Raw genomic sequence first — 17148 nt, 5'->3', positions numbered from 1 at the left:
GCCATAAAATCAATTTAACCCTTGCTAATACAAGAAAAATTGATAATTTTTATAAAAAACAAATTTGGATTTTAACCCTATTTTCTACTTCATATTCTTTAAACAAATATTTATTACTCTTGTTTTTTCCACAATCCTTTAAAATTACAATAGAATTATTTAACATCTCAAATATTTTTTACGCACAAAGGATTTTTCTCCGCTTTAAATAAAGAAACTCTTTATTTAAATTAATAACCCTTTTCAAAGTCCACTATATTTTTAAAATCTCCATCATTTTTTAATGCCTTTAGGTTTTGATAGGCTGTGTCAAATTGCCTTTTGCCCAAGTCTTCGCAGGAGAAGGAAATATGTGGATAGATGTAGACATTTTCCATTTCCCAAAGTGGTGATGACTCGCTTAATGGTTCTTCTTCAAATACATCAAGTGCCGCTCCTCTTATTTTTCCAGATTTAATTGCATCTACAAGTGCATTTTCATCTATTGTTGCACCCCTTGATATATTTACTATTACTACGCCTTCCTTTAATTTTTCAAAGCGTTCTTTATCAAGTATGTGGTGAGTCTTTTCTGTTACTGGTAGGCACATTATAATATAGTCCATGTTCGGAAGAATTTCATCAAGTTCTTCTATTGAATAGACATTATCAAAGGGTTCAACTTTTCTACCACTTGTATTAAATCCATTTAACTCAATATCAAATCCCTTTAATCTCTTTGCTCCAGCTATCGCAATTGTTCCAGTACCCATGAAAAGAGCCTTTTTGCCATATAAATTGTAGGCAAAACTTCTCTTATCCCAAATTTTTTTATTTTGATTTTCAATGTTTTTTCTATCTTCTTTGTCAATTTGAAGGAGTCCATAGACTATCCACTCTGCAATAGGATCATCGTATGCTCCGTTGTTATTGGACAAAATTATTTCTTTTTCTTTAATGTAATCTAAATCCAAAAAATCAATTCCAACTGATGCTAAAAATATATATTTTAGATTTTTGTGATTTTTATAATTTATATTTTTTAAATTAATGTCACCAATTAAAATATCTTCGCCATAATCTTCAACTTCATTGGGATTTTTTTCATCGTAACCAATTACTTCATAGCCCAATTTTCTTATTGTGTCGCCGTATTTTCTTGCCATACCTTTGCTTAATAAAACTTTCATTTATTCCTCCACAAATTTTTTTATTATTTTTACTACAAAATTCTTTTTATCCGTCATTACAGAATGTCCACAATTATTTAATTTTTCAAATTTTGCACCTAATTCATCTGCCAAAAATTTTCCGTCCATGTATGAAATTACCCTATCATCATAGCCGTGCAAAACTGTACTCTTTTTGTTTAACTTTCCACCAAAATATTTATAATTCCTTAAAATTTTCGCAACTTCCTCTAAATTTCTCTGTTTAATTGCAGAGTCTATATTTCTCTCAAACTCCTCCTTTTCTGGCATATTCACATTGTATATAAAGGTTTTAAATAAAATTCTAATATTATCTTTTTTTAATTCATCGCCCTTCATGCCTATGCTTGCAAAACTATCTTCAATTAAGCCCATATTAAAGGTCATTAGTCCTTTAAAGATTTCCAAGTTTTTTTGAGGATTAATAAAGTCAAAATTGCTCAAATATTCTTGAAAATTACTTGTAAGAACGTCTGCACCATTAACACTATAAGGTTCATAGCCAATTGGAGCTAAGAAAACTTGATTTTTTATTCTATTATTTATTTCCCTATCCTTTGAAAGTTCAAGGGCAACTCCAGTGCCAAGAGACCATGAGACCAGGGTAAAATTATTTATATTAAGTTTTAAAATAAATTCTTTTATGTCCAAAGCAAAATCATCTATTGATGTAACTTTGTTGTTATAAGAACTATTACCATATCCTCTCATGTCTGGCGCAAAAATTTTGTAATCCCCTAAACTTTTAATAACTTCTATAAAACAAGAAGATGAGTACATATTTCCATGTATAAATAAAATATTTTTGTCTAATTTACCTTCGTTTTCTAGGTAAAAAATTTTTTCGCCCCTTATATCCATATAATTTCTTTTTAAATTCATCTTCCACCTCTCTTCTATGATTAGATTATATGATAAAGACATAATTTAGTAAATAGAGCCATATTGTAAAAATTTTTCAAGTAGATTATAATTAATTAATAAATAGAAAGGAGTCTTTATGAGTTTTTTTAGAACCTTACCCACAAAACTTAGCTTTAATACAAATGAAAAAATTCAAATTGCTAATGCCGAACTCACTAGCGGTGATTTTGCAATAGCAATTGATATGTTAAATGCAACAGACTCTTATGTAACTAATATAGAATTTGCTGTAAAGTTTAAATCTATTGATAAATTTTATTTGTTTAATGGCAAAGAATTTTATTTTGCACAATCAGTAAACATAAAACCTTACACGAGATATTTTTTAGATCCTTTTTTATTGGACGAGAGATTTTATGATGCAAGGGCAATAGATATTTACATCTCAAAATACACTTGTGATGGCAAAACTATACCTTGTTCAGAAAAAAAATATGAAATCAATCTTCCTGTAATACCAGAAAAAAAACGTGCCCAAATAAAGGACACCCTTGGCGAAGGAATTAAAACTTACGGAGAAAATCAAATTGATTTTTGGCGCTGTGCCTGTGGTTTTATAAATGAAAAGGAAAACACCGAGTGTGATTTTTGTGGCAGAAATAAAAGTTTTGTGCTAAACAATTTGACTGAACCACTTATAAATTCAAAAATTTTAAATGTAATTGAAAACACGAGGTCTACATCGGATATTAATTTAAAAACTTTGGAAACTCACTTAACTCAAACAAATTTATCAAAGATTGCCCCCAATATTGAGAGCCTAAAAAGCGACAGAACTAACGATGTTAGCTTAAAAAAGCCAAGAAAATTTTCAGGAAAAATCATCTTCTTTTCCTTAGTTTTAATATTTATCTTGTCAATAATTTCTATACTTATAATTAATTTTACAGTAGTTTCTCGAAATGAAAATAAAATTGAAGATGCAAGAGCTTTGGCATTAAGCGGCGAATATAATGAAGCTCTTGAGGTTTACAAAGAAGCTACAAAGGAAAAAACAACTCCAGAAATTTCAAAGGAAATTGAAAAATTAAAGAAATTAGTTCAATCTAACGAATTTTATCAAAAAGGTATTGAATTTTACAGAGAAAAAAATTATATTGACTCTGCCTCTAATTTTAAAAAAGTAATTCAAGAAGACGATAAAAACTATAGTTCAGCACAAGATAAACTCCTCTCCATTGACAATATAATTTTGACTAATGTAAAAAGTTTATACACGGAAAACAAAATTAGTAATGCACTTTCACTTTTAAATTCCTATCTTGAAGTGGTGCCTGAATCTGCAAAAGCGACAACTTTAAAAAAAGAAATTGAGAGCAAAAACGCCATTGATTTGAATAAAAAGGGCGTTCAAAGGGAAAATTTTGAAAAAGAAAATGACTACACAGATGCAGCACAGACGGCAAAAAAATCTTCTGAACTACTTCACACTTATAGAAATGTAGCAACAGAAAAGGCAAACTTAAGGAAAGAACCCAGTGTTGATTCTGAAATAATAAAAATTTTGGAAAAGGGAACTGAACTCTACATCTTGGAGACAAAAATCGAACAAGGCGAAAGAATTTGGTGCCATGTAGAAGTTAAAAGTACAGTTTCAGGCGAAAATACAACTGGTTGGATCTCTGACAAAACTTTAAATTAAATCTCCACTTTTGTGGGGATTTTTTGTTTTTTTAATGAACCTTTTTGCATCCTAAATAGTCTTATAATTAGATGCATCAAAGGAGGATAAAATGAATCAAGATAATAATTTTACCTTAGAAAATTTTGAAAATTTAAAAAATGGTGATAAATATTCCTTTGACCTCCTGTATAAAGAGTACAATTTAATATTATATCGCACTGCACTTCTCCTTTTGGGAAACAAAGACGATGCAGAAGATGTGCTGCAGGACACCTTCTTATCAATTTACAAAAATATAAATAGTCTAAAAGATTTTAATAAACTAAAACCTTGGATTTTTTCAATTCTAAAAAATTTTTGCTATACGAAGTATAAAAAGAGAAAGAGAGAATTTCCAGACGAATTTGTTTTAGATAGGGCGGATATAGGTAGTGTTTCAAATGGAGAAGATGAGTTCCTTTTAAATGAAGAAATTGAAGAAGCACTATTAAAATTAAAACAAAGGGAAAGGGAAGTTATAGTCCTCTTTTACTACGATGATTTTTCCATTGAGGAAATCGCAAAAATTTGCAAGACCTTTAAGGGCACAGTTAAGTCACGACTATTTAGAGCTAGAAATAATTTGAAAAAAGAGTTAATTAAAATTGATCAAGACTTTTGCGAAAATTTTGGCGAGAAGGAGAACATTTATGAATAATTTTGATGAATATTTAAAAAATAAATTAAGAGAAAGCGTAGAAAATTCTTCTCCTTCTGATTATCTTAAAAATAAAATCGACTTGAAATTAAAGTCTACAGAAGATAAAGGAGAATTTAAAATGAAAAAAAGATTTATATTAATAGCATCGGCTATGCTCGTGCTTTCAATTGGCGTTTTTGCAGCAGGAAAAATTACTGGAACTATCACTTCTTCAACTTCATATTATAATTATACAAAGTATACTGATGTGGCAAAGGCCGAAAAGAAAACAGGTATTGATGCAGAAATACCCGAAAGCTTAGGTTCCTATGGTTTTGATGGCATAACTTTAATTGATATTGCAGATACTGATGATGCTGGTGCAAAATTAAATAAGAGGAAGTCCTTTAAGGTAAATTATAAAAATGAAGTTGGGGAAAAAGTAATTCTCTTTGTTGATAAATATCCAGAAACTTCAAAGCCAATTTCAGAACAACCTTATAATGAAATTAGAGAAATTAATGGAGTGCCAGTTTATTATTCAAGAGTTGAAAATTTATTCCTAGCAGATGAAAAAGATGCAACAGAAGAAGAACTTGAAAGATCAAAAAATGATCCTTTCTTTAACCTAGCTATTGGTTCAGATAAAAGAGAAGAAAATGCTTCAAAGCACCTAATCTTTGACTACAAGGGAGTCCAATATGCTTTAATGGCTGGAGATGATATGGACGTGAACGAATTTTATAAGATGGCAGAAGAAATTATAAAATAATTTTTTCGAAGTTAGTTAAAACATTTTTCTTATAAATTAGATGGTTGTAAATTTAAAAATCTAAACACTAAAAAAGGACCCTCGCGGTCCTTTCTTTTTGTCTAAAATATTTAATTTGCGCCAGACATCTTTTTATACATCTCAATATTTGAATCATTTAAAAATTCATAAGCTGCATTTATTTTTTGAAATTTTTCCTTTGCTCCCTCTTCTTTATTTAGATCTGGGTGATATTTTTTTGCCATTTTCCTATAGGCAAGTTTAATTTCATATTTGTCTGCCGAATAATTTACACCGAGAGTGTCGCAGGCACTTTCATATTGCTCTTTAAATCCGTATCTCTGTCCTTGTGATGAATTATTACCATAATTTCCATAATTTCCATAATTGTCATAATTGGAGCTTTGACCGTCATAGTATCCATAGCCTGCTTGTCTAAAAAATTCTTCAAACTGAGAAAAGTCGTCAAAAGTTGTCCATGTAAATCCGCCAAATTCTTTAAACCTTTGGTTAAATTCTTCTTCTCTTCTCTTTCTCTTTTCTTCCTCTTGTTTAATTCTTTCTCTCTCTTTTTTCTCCCAATAAGCCCTTCCATAGCCAGAAATATTTTCAAATTCATTTTCTTTTCCAAGAAGATAGTGATCTGCCCTATCGTAGAAAAATTCAGTTACCATGTAGTGAATATATTTAAGAAAGGATTCTGAAACATTTCCAAGTAGTGGCACGATTATCGCAAGAGTTATTATTGTGGATAACCATCTATTGCGAGCAATCCCCACCCACGCAAAGGGATTTAAAAATATCAATATTATTAAACAACCTCCCATGGATATGACGTATAAGAAAAATTTCCTTATCGCAGAAAATAAATCCACGGCAATATTTACTATCACTATTAAAAAAGTTAAGATTAGGTCAAAAAATTTGCCCAAGCCCTTATAAAAATATCCTAAAATTTTATTCATTAACTTTACCTTTTCTATATTCTTCTAAAAATTTCTTGTCTTCGATTACAAGTCCCCACTCATTTGCTAAAAACTCCAAGTGATGAGTGAACTCGTGGAGCAAAACTTCCTCTAGCTTTTTCTTTAAGATCTCCCTCGATGAAAATCTATACATCTCCATAAAGGAGCCATAATAAATTTTTATCATATTGCCAAGCATTGATCTTTGGTATTCGCCCATTATGAGTAAATCGTCATTGCGAGATTCTTCGTGATACTTTACCTCTTCTGTTAGAATTATACCACCGTTTAGATGTTCATAGGCATAAGATGGTATGCTCTCGCAAATTTTTTCCAAAATTTCTTGGACTTCATCTATCCTATCCAAATAATATTCGTCGTAAAAATCATTATTTTCTTTAGGACTTTGTTCTAAAAATCCTTCGCTATTTAAAGGTGAAGACTCCTCTTCTTTATTATATAAAATTTCTCTTTCACTTTCATTATCTTCATCGATTTCATTTTCTTTTTCAAAAAATTCATCATTTATTTTTAATGAAACTTTAATTTTATTTTTATCTTCATAAGTGAAAGAATTATCTTCAAGCAAATTTTCATCGCCTTCTATGTAATCACTAAGCATCTTTTCAACTCCAAAATAAAAAACTGTAGAACCCTACAGTTTTATCTACTCTATTTAATTATAATACCCTCAAAAGAAAATTTCTACACATCTTCAAATTCTGCTAAATTCTTGCCTGGCACTGATGCCAATAATTTTTTAGTGTAATCCTCTCTTGGATTTTTAAAAATTTCTTCTGACTTATTGTACTCTACACACTCGCCATGATACATTACAAGCACTTCTTCCGCCACATGTCTTACAACTGAAAGGTCGTGAGAAATGAAAATCATGCTAAGACCAAGATCTCTTTGCAAATCTTCCATCAAATTTATTATTTGTGCTTGAATGGAAACATCTAATGCAGAAGTGGGTTCATCTGCCACAATTATTTTTGGATCTACTGCAAGGGCCCTTGCAATAGAAATCCTCTGCCTTTGTCCTCCAGAAAATTCGTGAGGATATCTCTCAGCGTGATATTCTGAAAGCCCACAAATTTCCATAGTTTCCATAACTTTTTTGTGAATTTTATTCTTGTCCCTTTCGCCCACTAAATTTCGTATACCCGATGCAATTATATCTTTGCATTTTTTTCTTGGATTAAGAGAGGAATAGGGGTCTTGAAAAATCATCTGCACGTTTTTTCGATATTCCTTTAGCTCCCTTTGGTTTTCTTTTAAAATATTTTTTCCATTGTAAATTATCTCGCCCTTTGCGTCAGGATAAAGACCCATAATACATCTCGCAAGAGTAGATTTTCCTGAACCACTTTCGCCAACTATGCCAAGGGTATGAGATGTTTTTAAATCAAAGGAAATATCCTTTACTGCCCTTAAAACTTCGCCGCCGTTTATTTTAAATTCTTTATTTAAGTTTTTTACTTCTAAAATTGTTTTGTCCATAATATCACCTATACAAGAAACAACTGACTTTGTGACCGTCGATGTCAATTTCCTCTGGAACTTTTTCTTCACAAATTTTCATCTTCTCGTCACATCTGTCGCAGAAGTAGCAACAGTCAGGCAAGTTAATTGGATTTGGCACTGAACCTCTAATTGTGTATAGCTCGTCCTTTTTTTTATATACAGTAGGTATCGCCTTAATAAGTCCCTTAGTATAGGGATGTAGTGGTTCATTAAAAATATCTACTGCCCTTGCCCTTTCAACAATTTTGCCTGCATACATCACATTTACATAATCGGCAATATCGGATACTACACCAAGGTCATGAGTTATGAAAATTATAGAAGTGTTCATATCTTGCTTTAATTTTTTCATTAGCTCCAAAACCTCCCTTTGAATTGTAACATCAAGGGCAGTTGTAGCTTCATCTGCTATTAAAAGTTTTGGAGATGCAGAAAGTGCCATGGCAATCATAACTCTTTGTCTCATTCCCCCTGAAAGTTCGTGGGGATATAAATTATAAATATCTTCTGCTCTGTCTATCTCAACCTTTTTAATCATCTCAATTGATTTTTCCTTGGCAGTTTTTTTATCCATATTAAAATGAGTCCTATAAACCTCAGACATTTGATAGCCAATTTTTAGAGCTGGGTTAAGCGAAGTCATTGGTTCTTGAAAAATCATGGATATTTCCTTTCCCCTAATTTTTCTAAGTTCTTCTTGTGAAAATTCCAAAAGATTTTTCCCCTCAAAATTTATTTCACCAGAAATTTTTTCAAGAGATGACTTGTCAATTAGGCCCATTATTGCAAGGGATGTTACAGATTTGCCCGAACCGCTCTCGCCAACTATGGCAGTTGTCATCCCGTCACGTGTATTTATATTCACTTTGTTGACAGCTTTTACTGTTCCTTGAGAACTTTTAAAAAAGACTTCAAGATTTTTTATTTCTAATAACATACTACCTCCTGAATTTTGGATCAAAGGCATCTCTAAGGGCATCGCCCACAATATTTAAAACTAAAATTGTAAGGGCAATGGCAAGGCCTGGAAATAGAGTTATATGTGGATAATTTCTAATATAGGCTCTCCCTTCAGAAAGCATTTGTCCCCATTCTGCTTCTGGCGGCATAATTCCCATCCCAATAAAGGAAAGAGATGCCGCAGATAAAATTGCAGTTCCAACTCCAATTGTAGCTTGCACAATTATTGGTGCAAAACAATTGGGAAGTATCTCAGCAAAAATTAATTTAAAAGTTTTTACGCCAGACAGTCTAGCCGATTCAATGTATTCCAAGTTTTTAATAGACATTACCTGACTTCTTACAATCCTAGCATAGCTTGGTATAGAAGATAGAGAAACTGCTAAAATTAAATTCTTCATTCCGCTGCCTAGAGCAGCTGCAAGGGCAATCGCAAGTACAAGTTGTGGAATAGATAAAATTGTATCCATTACTCTCATGATTATAGAATCAAAAATCCCCTCGTAGTAGCCTGCAAAAGCACCTATAATTACTCCGATTATCGTTGAAATTATTACAGATGTAAATCCAATTTTTAGAGAAACTTGTGCTCCGTGAAGGACTCTTGAAAAAATATCTCTGCCAAAATTATCTGTGCCCATTAAGTGAGCGCTACTTGGTTTTAAAAAATTATCCTTGGGGAACTGCTCTGTGTAATCATAGGGTGAAAGCACATCCGCAAAAATTGCTACAAAAATTAATAGAATTAAAAATCCAAGGGCAACTACTGCTATTTTATTTCTGCTATAATATTTAAAAAAGTTTTTTAATCTCTTTAACATAGTTCACCTACTTGTACTCTGACTTGATCCTCGGATTTATAAATCCATAGAGAATGTCGACAATAATTGAAATCACAGAATAAACTATTGCAATAAGCATAATTGCACCGAGAATTATTGGATAGTCCCTAGTTTTTATAGAATCAACCATTAGCCTTCCAATTCCAGGAATGGAAAAAATAGTTTCTGTCAAAATACTTCCACCGAGAAGTCCACCAGCTTGAAGCCCAATAGTAGTTATAACAGGGATCATTGCATTTTTAAGCGCGTGGACAAATATTATCTTCCTCTTGCTAAGTCCCTTTGCATAGGCAGTCCTAATATAATCCTTGTCGAGAACATCTAACATTGCAGATCTTGTCATTCTCATGATTACTGCGGAAGACTGAAAACCCAGTGCAAACCAGGGCAATATCATCTGCTTTAAAGATGAAAAGCCCGATGCAGGAAGCACCTTTAATTTCGTAGAAAATACAATTATAAGTAAAAGTCCTGACCAAAAAATTGGCATTGCAAGGCCAACCATGCCAAGGGCTGTTATAATTGAGTCGATAAAAGTATTTTTCTTTAGAGCTGCAATTATACCTGAGATAATTCCCATAATTACTGCAATGGCAAGAGCGCCACTTGCAAGTTTAATTGTAGTTGGAAAGACTCTAATAAGAGCCTCTGTTACAGATCTACCAGATTGATAACTTGTGCCCAAGTCAAAGTGAAAAATTAAATTCTTTAAATAATTTCCATACTGAATTATAAAGGGCTGATTTAGCCCCAAATTTTCCCTTATAGCATCTACAGCTTCCTTAGTTGCATCAGGTCCTGCTACTGCAAGAGCAGCATCTCCCGGCGATAAATATAAAAGTGAAAACACTATAAAGCTCACGCCTAAAAGTGTTGGTATTAATATTAAAAGTCTCTTTAATATATATTTAGTCATATCTAATCCTTTCTTCTGTAGAAAAGACAAATTCACCAAAGAATACCTTGGTGAATTTAAAAAATTATTTTTCTAAAAGATTTACATCTTTAAGTTCTTGTGGGTATTTTGGAAGAAGATCTAGTCCTTCAACTCTATTATTGCCAGCAACAACTGTTTCGCCATAACAGATGTATAACCATGGATACTCTTTATTGATAAGCTCTTGAGCTCTCTTATAGATGTCAGCCCTCTTCGCTTCATCAATAGTTGAAATACCTTCTTTTATTAAATTATCAAGTTCTTCATTTCCAAAGTACATATAGTTTGGTCCTTGGCCCTTATTTGAGGAATGGAAAGGTTGAAAAAGTTCATAATGTGCATCGACAACTGATGGATTCCAACTCATGATAAACATATTGTGTTCCTTATTCTTTAGTGCATCTATAAATGCTCCCCATTCAAGTCTTTCTACATCAAGGCCAATGCCATATTCCTTTAGTTGTGCTTGCATCATTGTTGCGACATTTACTCTTTGAGTGTTGTCAGATGTATAAATGGAAAGATTTGTTCCTTCTCCCATTCCTGCGGCTGCAAAAAGTTCCTTTGCCCTTTCTTTATTCACGACATTTGGTTTAAGTGAATCTGCAATAGAATATTTGAAATTTGGATTAATTGGACTTGTAGCAAGTTTTCCACTATTCATATATACAGTTTTAAAAATTGAATTCATGTCAATTGCATTTACCATAGCTTCTCTAGCCTCTTTTTTGTCAAAGGGAGCTTTGTCCATGTTAAATCCAATAAAATGAACTGAATTATCTAATTTTCTATAAAGTTTTAAATCCTTATTTTCTTCAATATTTGGAATTTCTGACGGATCTACTTTATATGCAAGGTCAACTCCGCCACTTTCAAGTTCAATAATTCTTTGGGAAGCTTCTGGTATTACCTTCATTTCGATTCCAGAAATTTTTGGAGCATCGTCCCAATAATTTTCATTTACAGAAAAGTTTGCGTGATCATTTTGAACCCATTCGTCTAATACAAAAGGTCCAGTACCCATTGGTGCATTAGCGAGATCTGCTCCACTTTCCACATATTTTTTAGACAAAATAGAAACAGCTGGATGTGATAGCGAGTTTAAAAAAGCTGCATCTGGTTCTGTTAATTTAAAGGAGAAAGTTAAATCATCTTCTTTTTTGTAAGAATTGGGATCAATTTTTCCATAAAAAGATTTAAACTTTTCACTTGCTGCCGCTCTTTGTAAAGTAAATATTACATCTTCAACTGTAAGTGGATCTCCATTGGAAAACTTAACTCCTTCCCTAATTTTTATTTTAAAACTCTGTGGATCTGGTGTTTCAATTGACTCTGCAATGGAATTTACAAGTTCGCCCTTAGAATTTCTTTTTACCAAAGTGTCGTAAACTTGAATTAAAATATTTTCTGCATAGTCGTCGTTTAAATCATTAGGTTCAAGAGTCTGTGCATCTTCTGAAACTGCAACTTTTAGAACTTTTCCTTCAGCCTTGGTATCTCCTTTGTTGGAACAAGCCACCATAAAAAGCGAAAGTGCTAAAAGCATTGCTATAATTAATTTTTTCTTCATATTCATCTTCCTCTCTATATTTTATTATACTCTTCTTATATTAGCTCCAAGATGTCTAAATTTTTCTTCGATTTTTTCGTAACCTCTGTCAATGTGGTGAATTTCAGAAATTTCCGTTTCACCTTCAGAAACTAATCCCGCAAGAATAAGTGCAGCTCCTGCTCTTAAATCTGTTGCAGCAACCTTGGATCCATATAATTTACTCTTACCCAATAGTATGGCTTCTCTATCTACTACTTTGATTTTTGCGCCCATTTTTTTAAGTTCTTCGGCGTGCATAAATCTATTTTCAAAAACTGTTTCAATAATGGCTGATTGTCCTTCCGCTTGAGTTAGTAATGCCATGAATTGTGCTTGTAAATCAGTTGGAAATCCTGGATGAGGAAGAGTTTTTATCTCAATTGGTTTTATTTCTTCAGTTCCAATTACCCTGATCTTATCGTCATTTTCAATAATTTTTGCACCAGTTTCCGCTAATTTTGCAATAACTGGCTTCAAATGAGAAACAATAATGTTTTCAATTGTTATATCTCCACCAGTGATTGCAGCCGCAACCATAAATGTTCCTGCTTCAATTCTATCTGGTATTACTTGATGAGTGCAGCCTCCTAGTTTTTCCACTCCCCTAATTCTAATAGTTGAAGTGCCTGCTCCCATTACCCTTGCCCCCATTTTGTTTAAAAAATTTGCAAGGTCTACAATTTCAGGTTCCATAGCACAGTTTTCCATCACAGTTTCGCCCTCAGCTAAAACTGCAGCAGTCATAATATTTTCAGTTGCACCAACTGATGGGAAGTCCAAATAAATTTTCGTGCCAACTAATTTATCGCACTCAGCTTTTATTTCTCCATGAGTCATTTCAATATTTGCGCCTAAGGCTCTAAAGCCCTTTAGGTGCAAATCTATTGGTCTTGAACCAATATTACATCCTCCAGGAAGAGAATTATAAGCTTTGTTTAATTTTGCAAGAAGTGGTCCCATTACCAAAAATGATGCCCTCATCTTACTCATAAGTTCATAATCTGTTTTATAAGAATTAAGTCCACTTGGATCAATAATTAATCTATTTCCATCTTTATTTATTTTGAGACCTAATTTTCTCAAAACTTCTGTTATTATCTCAACATCCTTAAGTTCAGGTACATCTTCCAATACTATTTCTTCCGTTCCAAGTATTGTAGCTGCAAGTATTGGTAGAGCAGCATTTTTCGCACCCGATATTCTTACATTGCCCTTTAGTGGGCCCTTTGGTCTTACTAAAATTTTATCCAAAAGGATTCCTCCTATATTCTTTTATTTATATCAATTTAATTATATCATAGAGCCATAAAATATTTAAGAAATTAAAATTATCACTTTTAATAAAAAATATTATTTGTTAAAATAAGTTATTAATTAGTTAATGAAGGAGGCTTTTATGAAGGAATTTATACAAGAAAAATACAAGGACATTAAGGAGTCAATTTATTCAGTTGACTATTCGAGCAAATACCCTGACCTTATAAATTTTGGTGTGGGCGACCCAGATTTAATGACCCATGAGATGATTATAAAAGAAGCCTACGATTCACAAATCGCAGGGCACACTCACTATGAAAATCCTCAGGGCTACCTTGGTCTAAGAGAAGAAATTTCAAAAGCCTACAAAGAAGACTTTGATGTAAAATGCGACCCATCAGAAATTTTAATAACCATGTCTGGCACTGAAGCCATGTACATAATTTTAGAGGTAATCCTTAATCCTGGAGAAGAAGTAATTGTACCTTCGCCCTATTTTAGCGTCTACCCAGACCAAATAAAAATGGCAGAGGGTGTGCCAGTTATCTACGAAACAAAATTTGAAAAGGAATTTAACATCGAGCCAAGAGAAATTGAAAAGTTAATAAATGAAAAAACTAAGGCAATAATAATTAATACGCCAAACAATCCAACGGGTTCAGTATATAGTGACGAAACATTAAAAGAAGTTTATGAAATGGCAAAAAAATATAATTTAATTGTAATTTGCGATGATATATACACAATCTATTCCTACGAAAGCAAATTCAAGCCAATGATTTCTTACGACCCTGAATTTAAAAATGTAATTTCCATTTCTTCCATGTCAAAGGATTATGTAATGACTGGATGGAGACTTGGCGCCATAGTAGCACATAAGGATCTCATAAATGCAATGACTTATGTCCACGAAAACACAGTTTATGCAGTTCCAACCCTTTGCCAGTATGCAGGTGCAATGGGTATAGCCAATCGAAAGATAATTTGTCCGCCTCTTTATGAGGAATATAAAGAGAGAATGTATCTAGCTTACGAAAGATTAAAAAAATTAAATCACGTAGAAGTCCTAAGACCAAAGGGAACTTTTTATATCTTTCCAAAAATTACTGTGCCAGACATGACTACAGATGAAGTTGTAAGGGAAATTTTAGAAAAGGCACATGTGAATTTAATCAATGGATCGGCCTTTGGACCAGCTGGCGAAGGATTTATAAGAATTGCAGTAACTGTCAATAAAGATAAAATAAACGAAGCCTTTGATAGAATAGAAAAACTAGATATTTTTAAAAAATAAAATAAAAGACTGAGCAAAATGATATATTGCATATCAAAAACTCAGTCTTTTTTTATATAAACTTTAAGATTAAGCCATAAATAACTGGAATAAAAATTGCTGGAGTAGAGTTTGCAAGCTTAAAGTCCACAAGTTTTAACATATATAAGCAAATGGCAATAATCATCACGCCACCTGTCCCCGATAAGTTTGCTGCTACTTCTTGCGTAAATACAGGAAGCAAAAATCCCGACAGAAATACTAATATAGCTTGATATATGAAAACTGGTATCGCAGAAAAAGATACTCCCTTTCCAAAGGTTGTGGCAAAGAAAAACGCCGTCAATCCATCCATAACTGCCTTGGCAAATAGAATGTCATTGTCGCCCTTTACTCCTGCATCAATACATCCAAGTATTCCCATTGAACCAACACAAAATATTAAACTTGTAGTTATAAAACCTTCAGAAAATCTTGTATCCTCAGAATTTATAAACTTACTTTTTATAAAGTCGGTGAAATTGTTTAGTTTGTCATCTATTTTTAATAGTTCGCCAATTGCAACTCCGAGAACTATGGAAATTATCACTACAATAATTTCTCCTTCCAAAGAGGATCTCACTCCAATAATGAGTACACAAACTGGCAAAAATTTCATTATGGATTCCTGAATATTTTTTGGAAATTTATCTCCGACAAAGGATCCAAAAAGTCCAAGGACTAAAACACTTATTGCATTTACAAAAACACCCAACATATTGCTACCTCCCTAATTTATTTTCCCTGCCGTAATAAAATAAATATTGATTGGCAAAGCCTGCATTTTTGCCAAATACTTCACGTCCACGCACTGCAATTTTTGATTTTGGCGTCACTTCTTTTAGATATAATTCTTCCATTACTCTTTTTATCCAAACATCTACGGGAAAAGACTCCTTTCTATCAAAGGCAAAAAGAAGAATACAGTCGGCAACCTTTGGTCCAACTCCTGGCAAAACTTGAAGAGCAGACCTTGCATCTTCTAAATTCATTTTTTCAATTTCATCAATATTTATAATTCCATTATTTATTAAATTTGCTGTATCCACAATTCTCTTGTCACGAAATCCAACTCTTGCAAATTCACGAAGATCCTCTGGCTTTGCCTTAGAAAGTTTTTCCGCACTTGGAAAGGAAAAATATTTTCTATTTTCATCTTCTCCTAAAAACTCTCCATACATTTCAGAAATTTTTTCGATGGATTTTTTTATCCTTGGTATTTGATTGTTGGCAGAAATTATAAAGGAAATAATCGTCTCAAACTTCTCCTGATTTAAAATTCTTATACCTTTACCGTATTCTGTTGCGCTTTTCATGACATCGTCCTTAGAAAGTTCTTCTATTACTCTCTTGTAGTCTCGGTCAAGGTCAAAATAATCGTAAAAAATTTCATCAAAAGAAGTTCTATCAACACCCCTTAATAAAATCTCATCGCCAACTTTTTTTGCATTGGCAACTCTGCCATGAGTTATAAAAGTAAAAGAACCGTCATCCTCTTCATACCATCTAAAGGCTTGACCACAAGTAAAAATATCCCTTGGGTCAAATTCCTCTAATTCACTAATAATGCAAAAATTTCCATCAAAATTAATCTTCATTAAAATTTAAACTCCTATAAATAAAGAACCTATTAATAAATAATAGGTCAGCTAATTTCTTTCATAAAATAAGAAAGCGTTAAAAGTGAATCGTTAAGCCTAATGTTTTCAACTACTACGCCAGAAGGCGCTTTTAAGTCATAGGGTGCAAAGTTCCAGATTCCCTTTACTCCCGCATCAATAACTCTTTTTGCCACATCCTCACAAGATTCCTTTGGCACAGTTATTATTGCAACCTCAACTTTCTCATCTCTTATGTATTTTTCCAGATACTTCATATTTCTTACTTTGATGCCACTTATATCTTCGATATCTTCCTTAATATCAAAGAGAGAAATAACATTAAAACCAGAATCTCTAAAGCCTTTGTACCTTGCAATTGCTTGTCCAAGCCTACCTGCCCCAATGACAATGCTATTGTAAGTTTTATCTATTCCAAGAATTTTATCCACTTGTTCCTTTAGCGCCTTTGTGTTGTAGCCATAGCCTTGTTGACCAAATCCACCAAAATTATTTAAGTCCTGTCTAATTTGAGAAGCGCTAAATCCAGTGATATTACTCAGTTCTTTAGAAGAAACTCTCTCGATTCCACTGTCTATTAACTCTTTTAAATACCTGTGATAAACTGGCATTCTCCTTATAACCGTTTCAGAAATACCCCTTGCATTCTTCGGCAAATCAACACCCCCTAATCGTTTATATTATAACAATCTTTCTACTTTTTGTAAATTAAAGCAAATATATTAATTACAAGTCATTATTGTGATTTAGCTGAAAAAATTCTAACATATTCAAACAAAAACTCCTATTGCCAAGATTATTGCAGCTAGAATCATAAAAATTCTCCCAAATAATTCTAAGAAGTTCTCCAAATTTCTATCTTCTCTATAATCTCTTAAAATTTTTGGTAATTCTAAAGCCAACCCAAGTGCCACAAATACAAATCCAAGCATTTTTAATATATCCACTT

At 32.5% G+C, this 17148-nt stretch carries 18 protein-coding genes; 4 read left to right on the top strand and 14 right to left on the bottom strand.

Features of this window, described 5'->3' with window-relative positions; genetic code table 11:
- Positions 1-230: 230 nt before the first annotated feature.
- Together HKO22_RS01780 and HKO22_RS01775 are read right to left on the bottom strand one after the other, a co-directional pair.
- Positions 231-1169 (bottom strand): phosphoglycerate dehydrogenase, encoded by a 939-nt coding sequence (locus HKO22_RS01780; protein WP_169968133.1) that lies wholly within the window; start codon positions 1167-1169, stop codon positions 231-233.
- Positions 1170-2072, bottom strand: a complete 903-nt coding sequence (locus tag HKO22_RS01775; RefSeq protein WP_169968131.1) for an alpha/beta fold hydrolase — start codon at positions 2070-2072, stop codon at positions 1170-1172.
- A 118-nt stretch (positions 2073-2190) separates the two neighbouring features.
- Between HKO22_RS01775 and HKO22_RS01770 the strand changes: the two genes are divergently transcribed.
- The 3 genes from HKO22_RS01770 (at position 2191) to HKO22_RS01760 (ending at position 5189) form a co-directional block, all read left to right on the top strand.
- Positions 2191-3756 (top strand): SH3 domain-containing protein, encoded by a 1566-nt coding sequence (locus tag HKO22_RS01770; protein ID WP_169968129.1) that lies wholly within the window; start codon positions 2191-2193, stop codon positions 3754-3756.
- 91 nt (positions 3757-3847) lie between these two features.
- Entirely contained in the window at positions 3848-4435 is a 588-nt protein-coding gene (locus tag HKO22_RS01765; protein ID WP_169968127.1) for an RNA polymerase sigma factor, read from the top strand.
- Positions 4428-5189, top strand: a complete 762-nt coding sequence (locus tag HKO22_RS01760) for a hypothetical protein (RefSeq protein WP_169968125.1) — start codon at positions 4428-4430, stop codon at positions 5187-5189. The genes HKO22_RS01765 and HKO22_RS01760 overlap by 8 nt, the downstream gene beginning before the upstream one ends.
- Positions 5190-5299: 110 nt before the next feature.
- On the opposite strand, the gene HKO22_RS01755 is transcribed toward HKO22_RS01760, so the two are convergent.
- The 8 genes from HKO22_RS01755 to murA form a co-directional block, all read right to left on the bottom strand.
- The gene (locus HKO22_RS01755) at positions 5300-6154 is read right to left on the bottom strand and encodes a DnaJ domain-containing protein (protein ID WP_169968123.1); all 855 of its coding nucleotides are present in this window, start codon (positions 6152-6154) and stop codon (positions 5300-5302) included.
- A complete protein-coding gene (locus HKO22_RS10785) occupies positions 6147-6776 on the bottom strand; it encodes a metallopeptidase family protein (protein WP_235932800.1) in 630 nt (209 codons plus the stop codon). The genes HKO22_RS01755 and HKO22_RS10785 overlap by 8 nt, the downstream gene beginning before the upstream one ends.
- 83 nt (positions 6777-6859) lie before the next feature.
- Positions 6860-7660, bottom strand: a complete 801-nt coding sequence (locus tag HKO22_RS01745; RefSeq protein WP_169968252.1) for an ATP-binding cassette domain-containing protein — start codon at positions 7658-7660, stop codon at positions 6860-6862.
- Position 7661: 1 nt separating this feature from the next.
- Positions 7662-8618 carry an ABC transporter ATP-binding protein gene (locus tag HKO22_RS01740; protein ID WP_169968121.1) on the bottom strand — a complete coding sequence of 319 codons (957 nt, stop codon included), beginning with the start codon at positions 8616-8618 and terminating at the stop codon, positions 7662-7664.
- Position 8619: 1 nt separating this feature from the next.
- Positions 8620-9462: an ABC transporter permease gene (locus tag HKO22_RS01735; RefSeq protein WP_169968119.1), complete on the bottom strand. Its 843-nt coding sequence runs from the start codon at positions 9460-9462 to the stop codon at positions 8620-8622.
- Positions 9463-9469: 7 nt separating this feature from the next.
- A complete protein-coding gene (locus tag HKO22_RS01730; protein WP_169968117.1) occupies positions 9470-10399 on the bottom strand; it encodes an ABC transporter permease in 930 nt (309 codons plus the stop codon).
- Between the two features lie 64 nt (positions 10400-10463).
- Positions 10464-11990 carry an ABC transporter substrate-binding protein gene (locus HKO22_RS01725; protein ID WP_169968116.1) on the bottom strand — a complete coding sequence of 509 codons (1527 nt, stop codon included), beginning with the start codon at positions 11988-11990 and terminating at the stop codon, positions 10464-10466.
- A 24-nt stretch (positions 11991-12014) separates the two neighbouring features.
- Positions 12015-13262 carry a UDP-N-acetylglucosamine 1-carboxyvinyltransferase gene (murA, locus tag HKO22_RS01720; protein ID WP_075659619.1) on the bottom strand — a complete coding sequence of 416 codons (1248 nt, stop codon included), beginning with the start codon at positions 13260-13262 and terminating at the stop codon, positions 12015-12017.
- 145 nt (positions 13263-13407) lie between these two features.
- Here murA and HKO22_RS01715 point away from each other — a divergent pair, with 145 nt between their 5' ends.
- Complete coding sequence (locus HKO22_RS01715) at positions 13408-14562, top strand: aminotransferase class I/II-fold pyridoxal phosphate-dependent enzyme (protein WP_075659620.1); 1155 nt, start codon at positions 13408-13410, stop codon at positions 14560-14562.
- Positions 14563-14614: 52 nt separating this feature from the next.
- Here the strand turns inward: HKO22_RS01715 and HKO22_RS01710 are convergent, their stop codons facing one another.
- From HKO22_RS01710 to HKO22_RS01695, 4 genes are all read right to left on the bottom strand, one after another.
- The gene (locus HKO22_RS01710) at positions 14615-15298 is read right to left on the bottom strand and encodes a DUF554 domain-containing protein (protein ID WP_075659621.1); all 684 of its coding nucleotides are present in this window, start codon (positions 15296-15298) and stop codon (positions 14615-14617) included.
- A gap of 4 nt (positions 15299-15302) precedes the next feature.
- Positions 15303-16178, bottom strand: a complete 876-nt coding sequence (locus HKO22_RS01705; protein WP_075659622.1) for a DNA-3-methyladenine glycosylase family protein — start codon at positions 16176-16178, stop codon at positions 15303-15305.
- A 47-nt stretch (positions 16179-16225) separates the two neighbouring features.
- Complete coding sequence (locus HKO22_RS01700) at positions 16226-16855, bottom strand: redox-sensing transcriptional repressor Rex (RefSeq protein ID WP_169968114.1); 630 nt, start codon at positions 16853-16855, stop codon at positions 16226-16228.
- 114 nt (positions 16856-16969) lie between these two features.
- Positions 16970-17146: a hypothetical protein gene (locus HKO22_RS01695; RefSeq protein ID WP_169968112.1), complete on the bottom strand. Its 177-nt coding sequence runs from the start codon at positions 17144-17146 to the stop codon at positions 16970-16972.
- Positions 17147-17148 lie beyond the last annotated feature (2 nt).

It is taken from the genome of Peptoniphilus faecalis, assembly GCF_012976305.1.
Lineage (GTDB): Bacteria > Bacillota > Clostridia > Tissierellales > Peptoniphilaceae > Peptoniphilus_A > Peptoniphilus_A faecalis.
This window is presented reverse-complemented; position numbering and strand designations above follow the sequence as displayed.

Excerpts from the sequence above, each read along its gene's own strand:
- HKO22_RS01760 (WP_169968125.1), top strand. The coding sequence starts at position 4,428 with ATGAATAATTTTGATGAATATTTAAAAAATAAATTAAGAGAAAGCGTA.
- HKO22_RS01755 (WP_169968123.1), bottom strand. The coding sequence starts at position 6,154 with ATGAATAAAATTTTAGGATATTTTTATAAGGGCTTGGGCAAATTTTTT.
- HKO22_RS01765 (WP_169968127.1), top strand. The coding sequence starts at position 3,848 with ATGAATCAAGATAATAATTTTACCTTAGAAAATTTTGAAAATTTAAAA.
- HKO22_RS01775 (WP_169968131.1), bottom strand. The coding sequence starts at position 2,072 with ATGAATTTAAAAAGAAATTATATGGATATAAGGGGCGAAAAAATTTTT.
- HKO22_RS01780 (WP_169968133.1), bottom strand. The coding sequence starts at position 1,169 with ATGAAAGTTTTATTAAGCAAAGGTATGGCAAGAAAATACGGCGACACA.
- HKO22_RS01770 (WP_169968129.1), top strand. The coding sequence starts at position 2,191 with ATGAGTTTTTTTAGAACCTTACCCACAAAACTTAGCTTTAATACAAAT.
- HKO22_RS01710 (WP_075659621.1), bottom strand. The coding sequence starts at position 15,298 with ATGTTGGGTGTTTTTGTAAATGCAATAAGTGTTTTAGTCCTTGGACTT.
- HKO22_RS10785 (WP_235932800.1), bottom strand. The coding sequence starts at position 6,776 with ATGCTTAGTGATTACATAGAAGGCGATGAAAATTTGCTTGAAGATAAT.
- HKO22_RS01705 (WP_075659622.1), bottom strand. The coding sequence starts at position 16,178 with ATGAAGATTAATTTTGATGGAAATTTTTGCATTATTAGTGAATTAGAG.
- HKO22_RS01735 (WP_169968119.1), bottom strand. The coding sequence starts at position 9,462 with ATGTTAAAGAGATTAAAAAACTTTTTTAAATATTATAGCAGAAATAAA.
- HKO22_RS01740 (WP_169968121.1), bottom strand. The coding sequence starts at position 8,618 with ATGTTATTAGAAATAAAAAATCTTGAAGTCTTTTTTAAAAGTTCTCAA.
- HKO22_RS01725 (WP_169968116.1), bottom strand. The coding sequence starts at position 11,990 with ATGAAGAAAAAATTAATTATAGCAATGCTTTTAGCACTTTCGCTTTTT.
- HKO22_RS01715 (WP_075659620.1), top strand. The coding sequence starts at position 13,408 with ATGAAGGAATTTATACAAGAAAAATACAAGGACATTAAGGAGTCAATT.
- HKO22_RS01730 (WP_169968117.1), bottom strand. The coding sequence starts at position 10,399 with ATGACTAAATATATATTAAAGAGACTTTTAATATTAATACCAACACTT.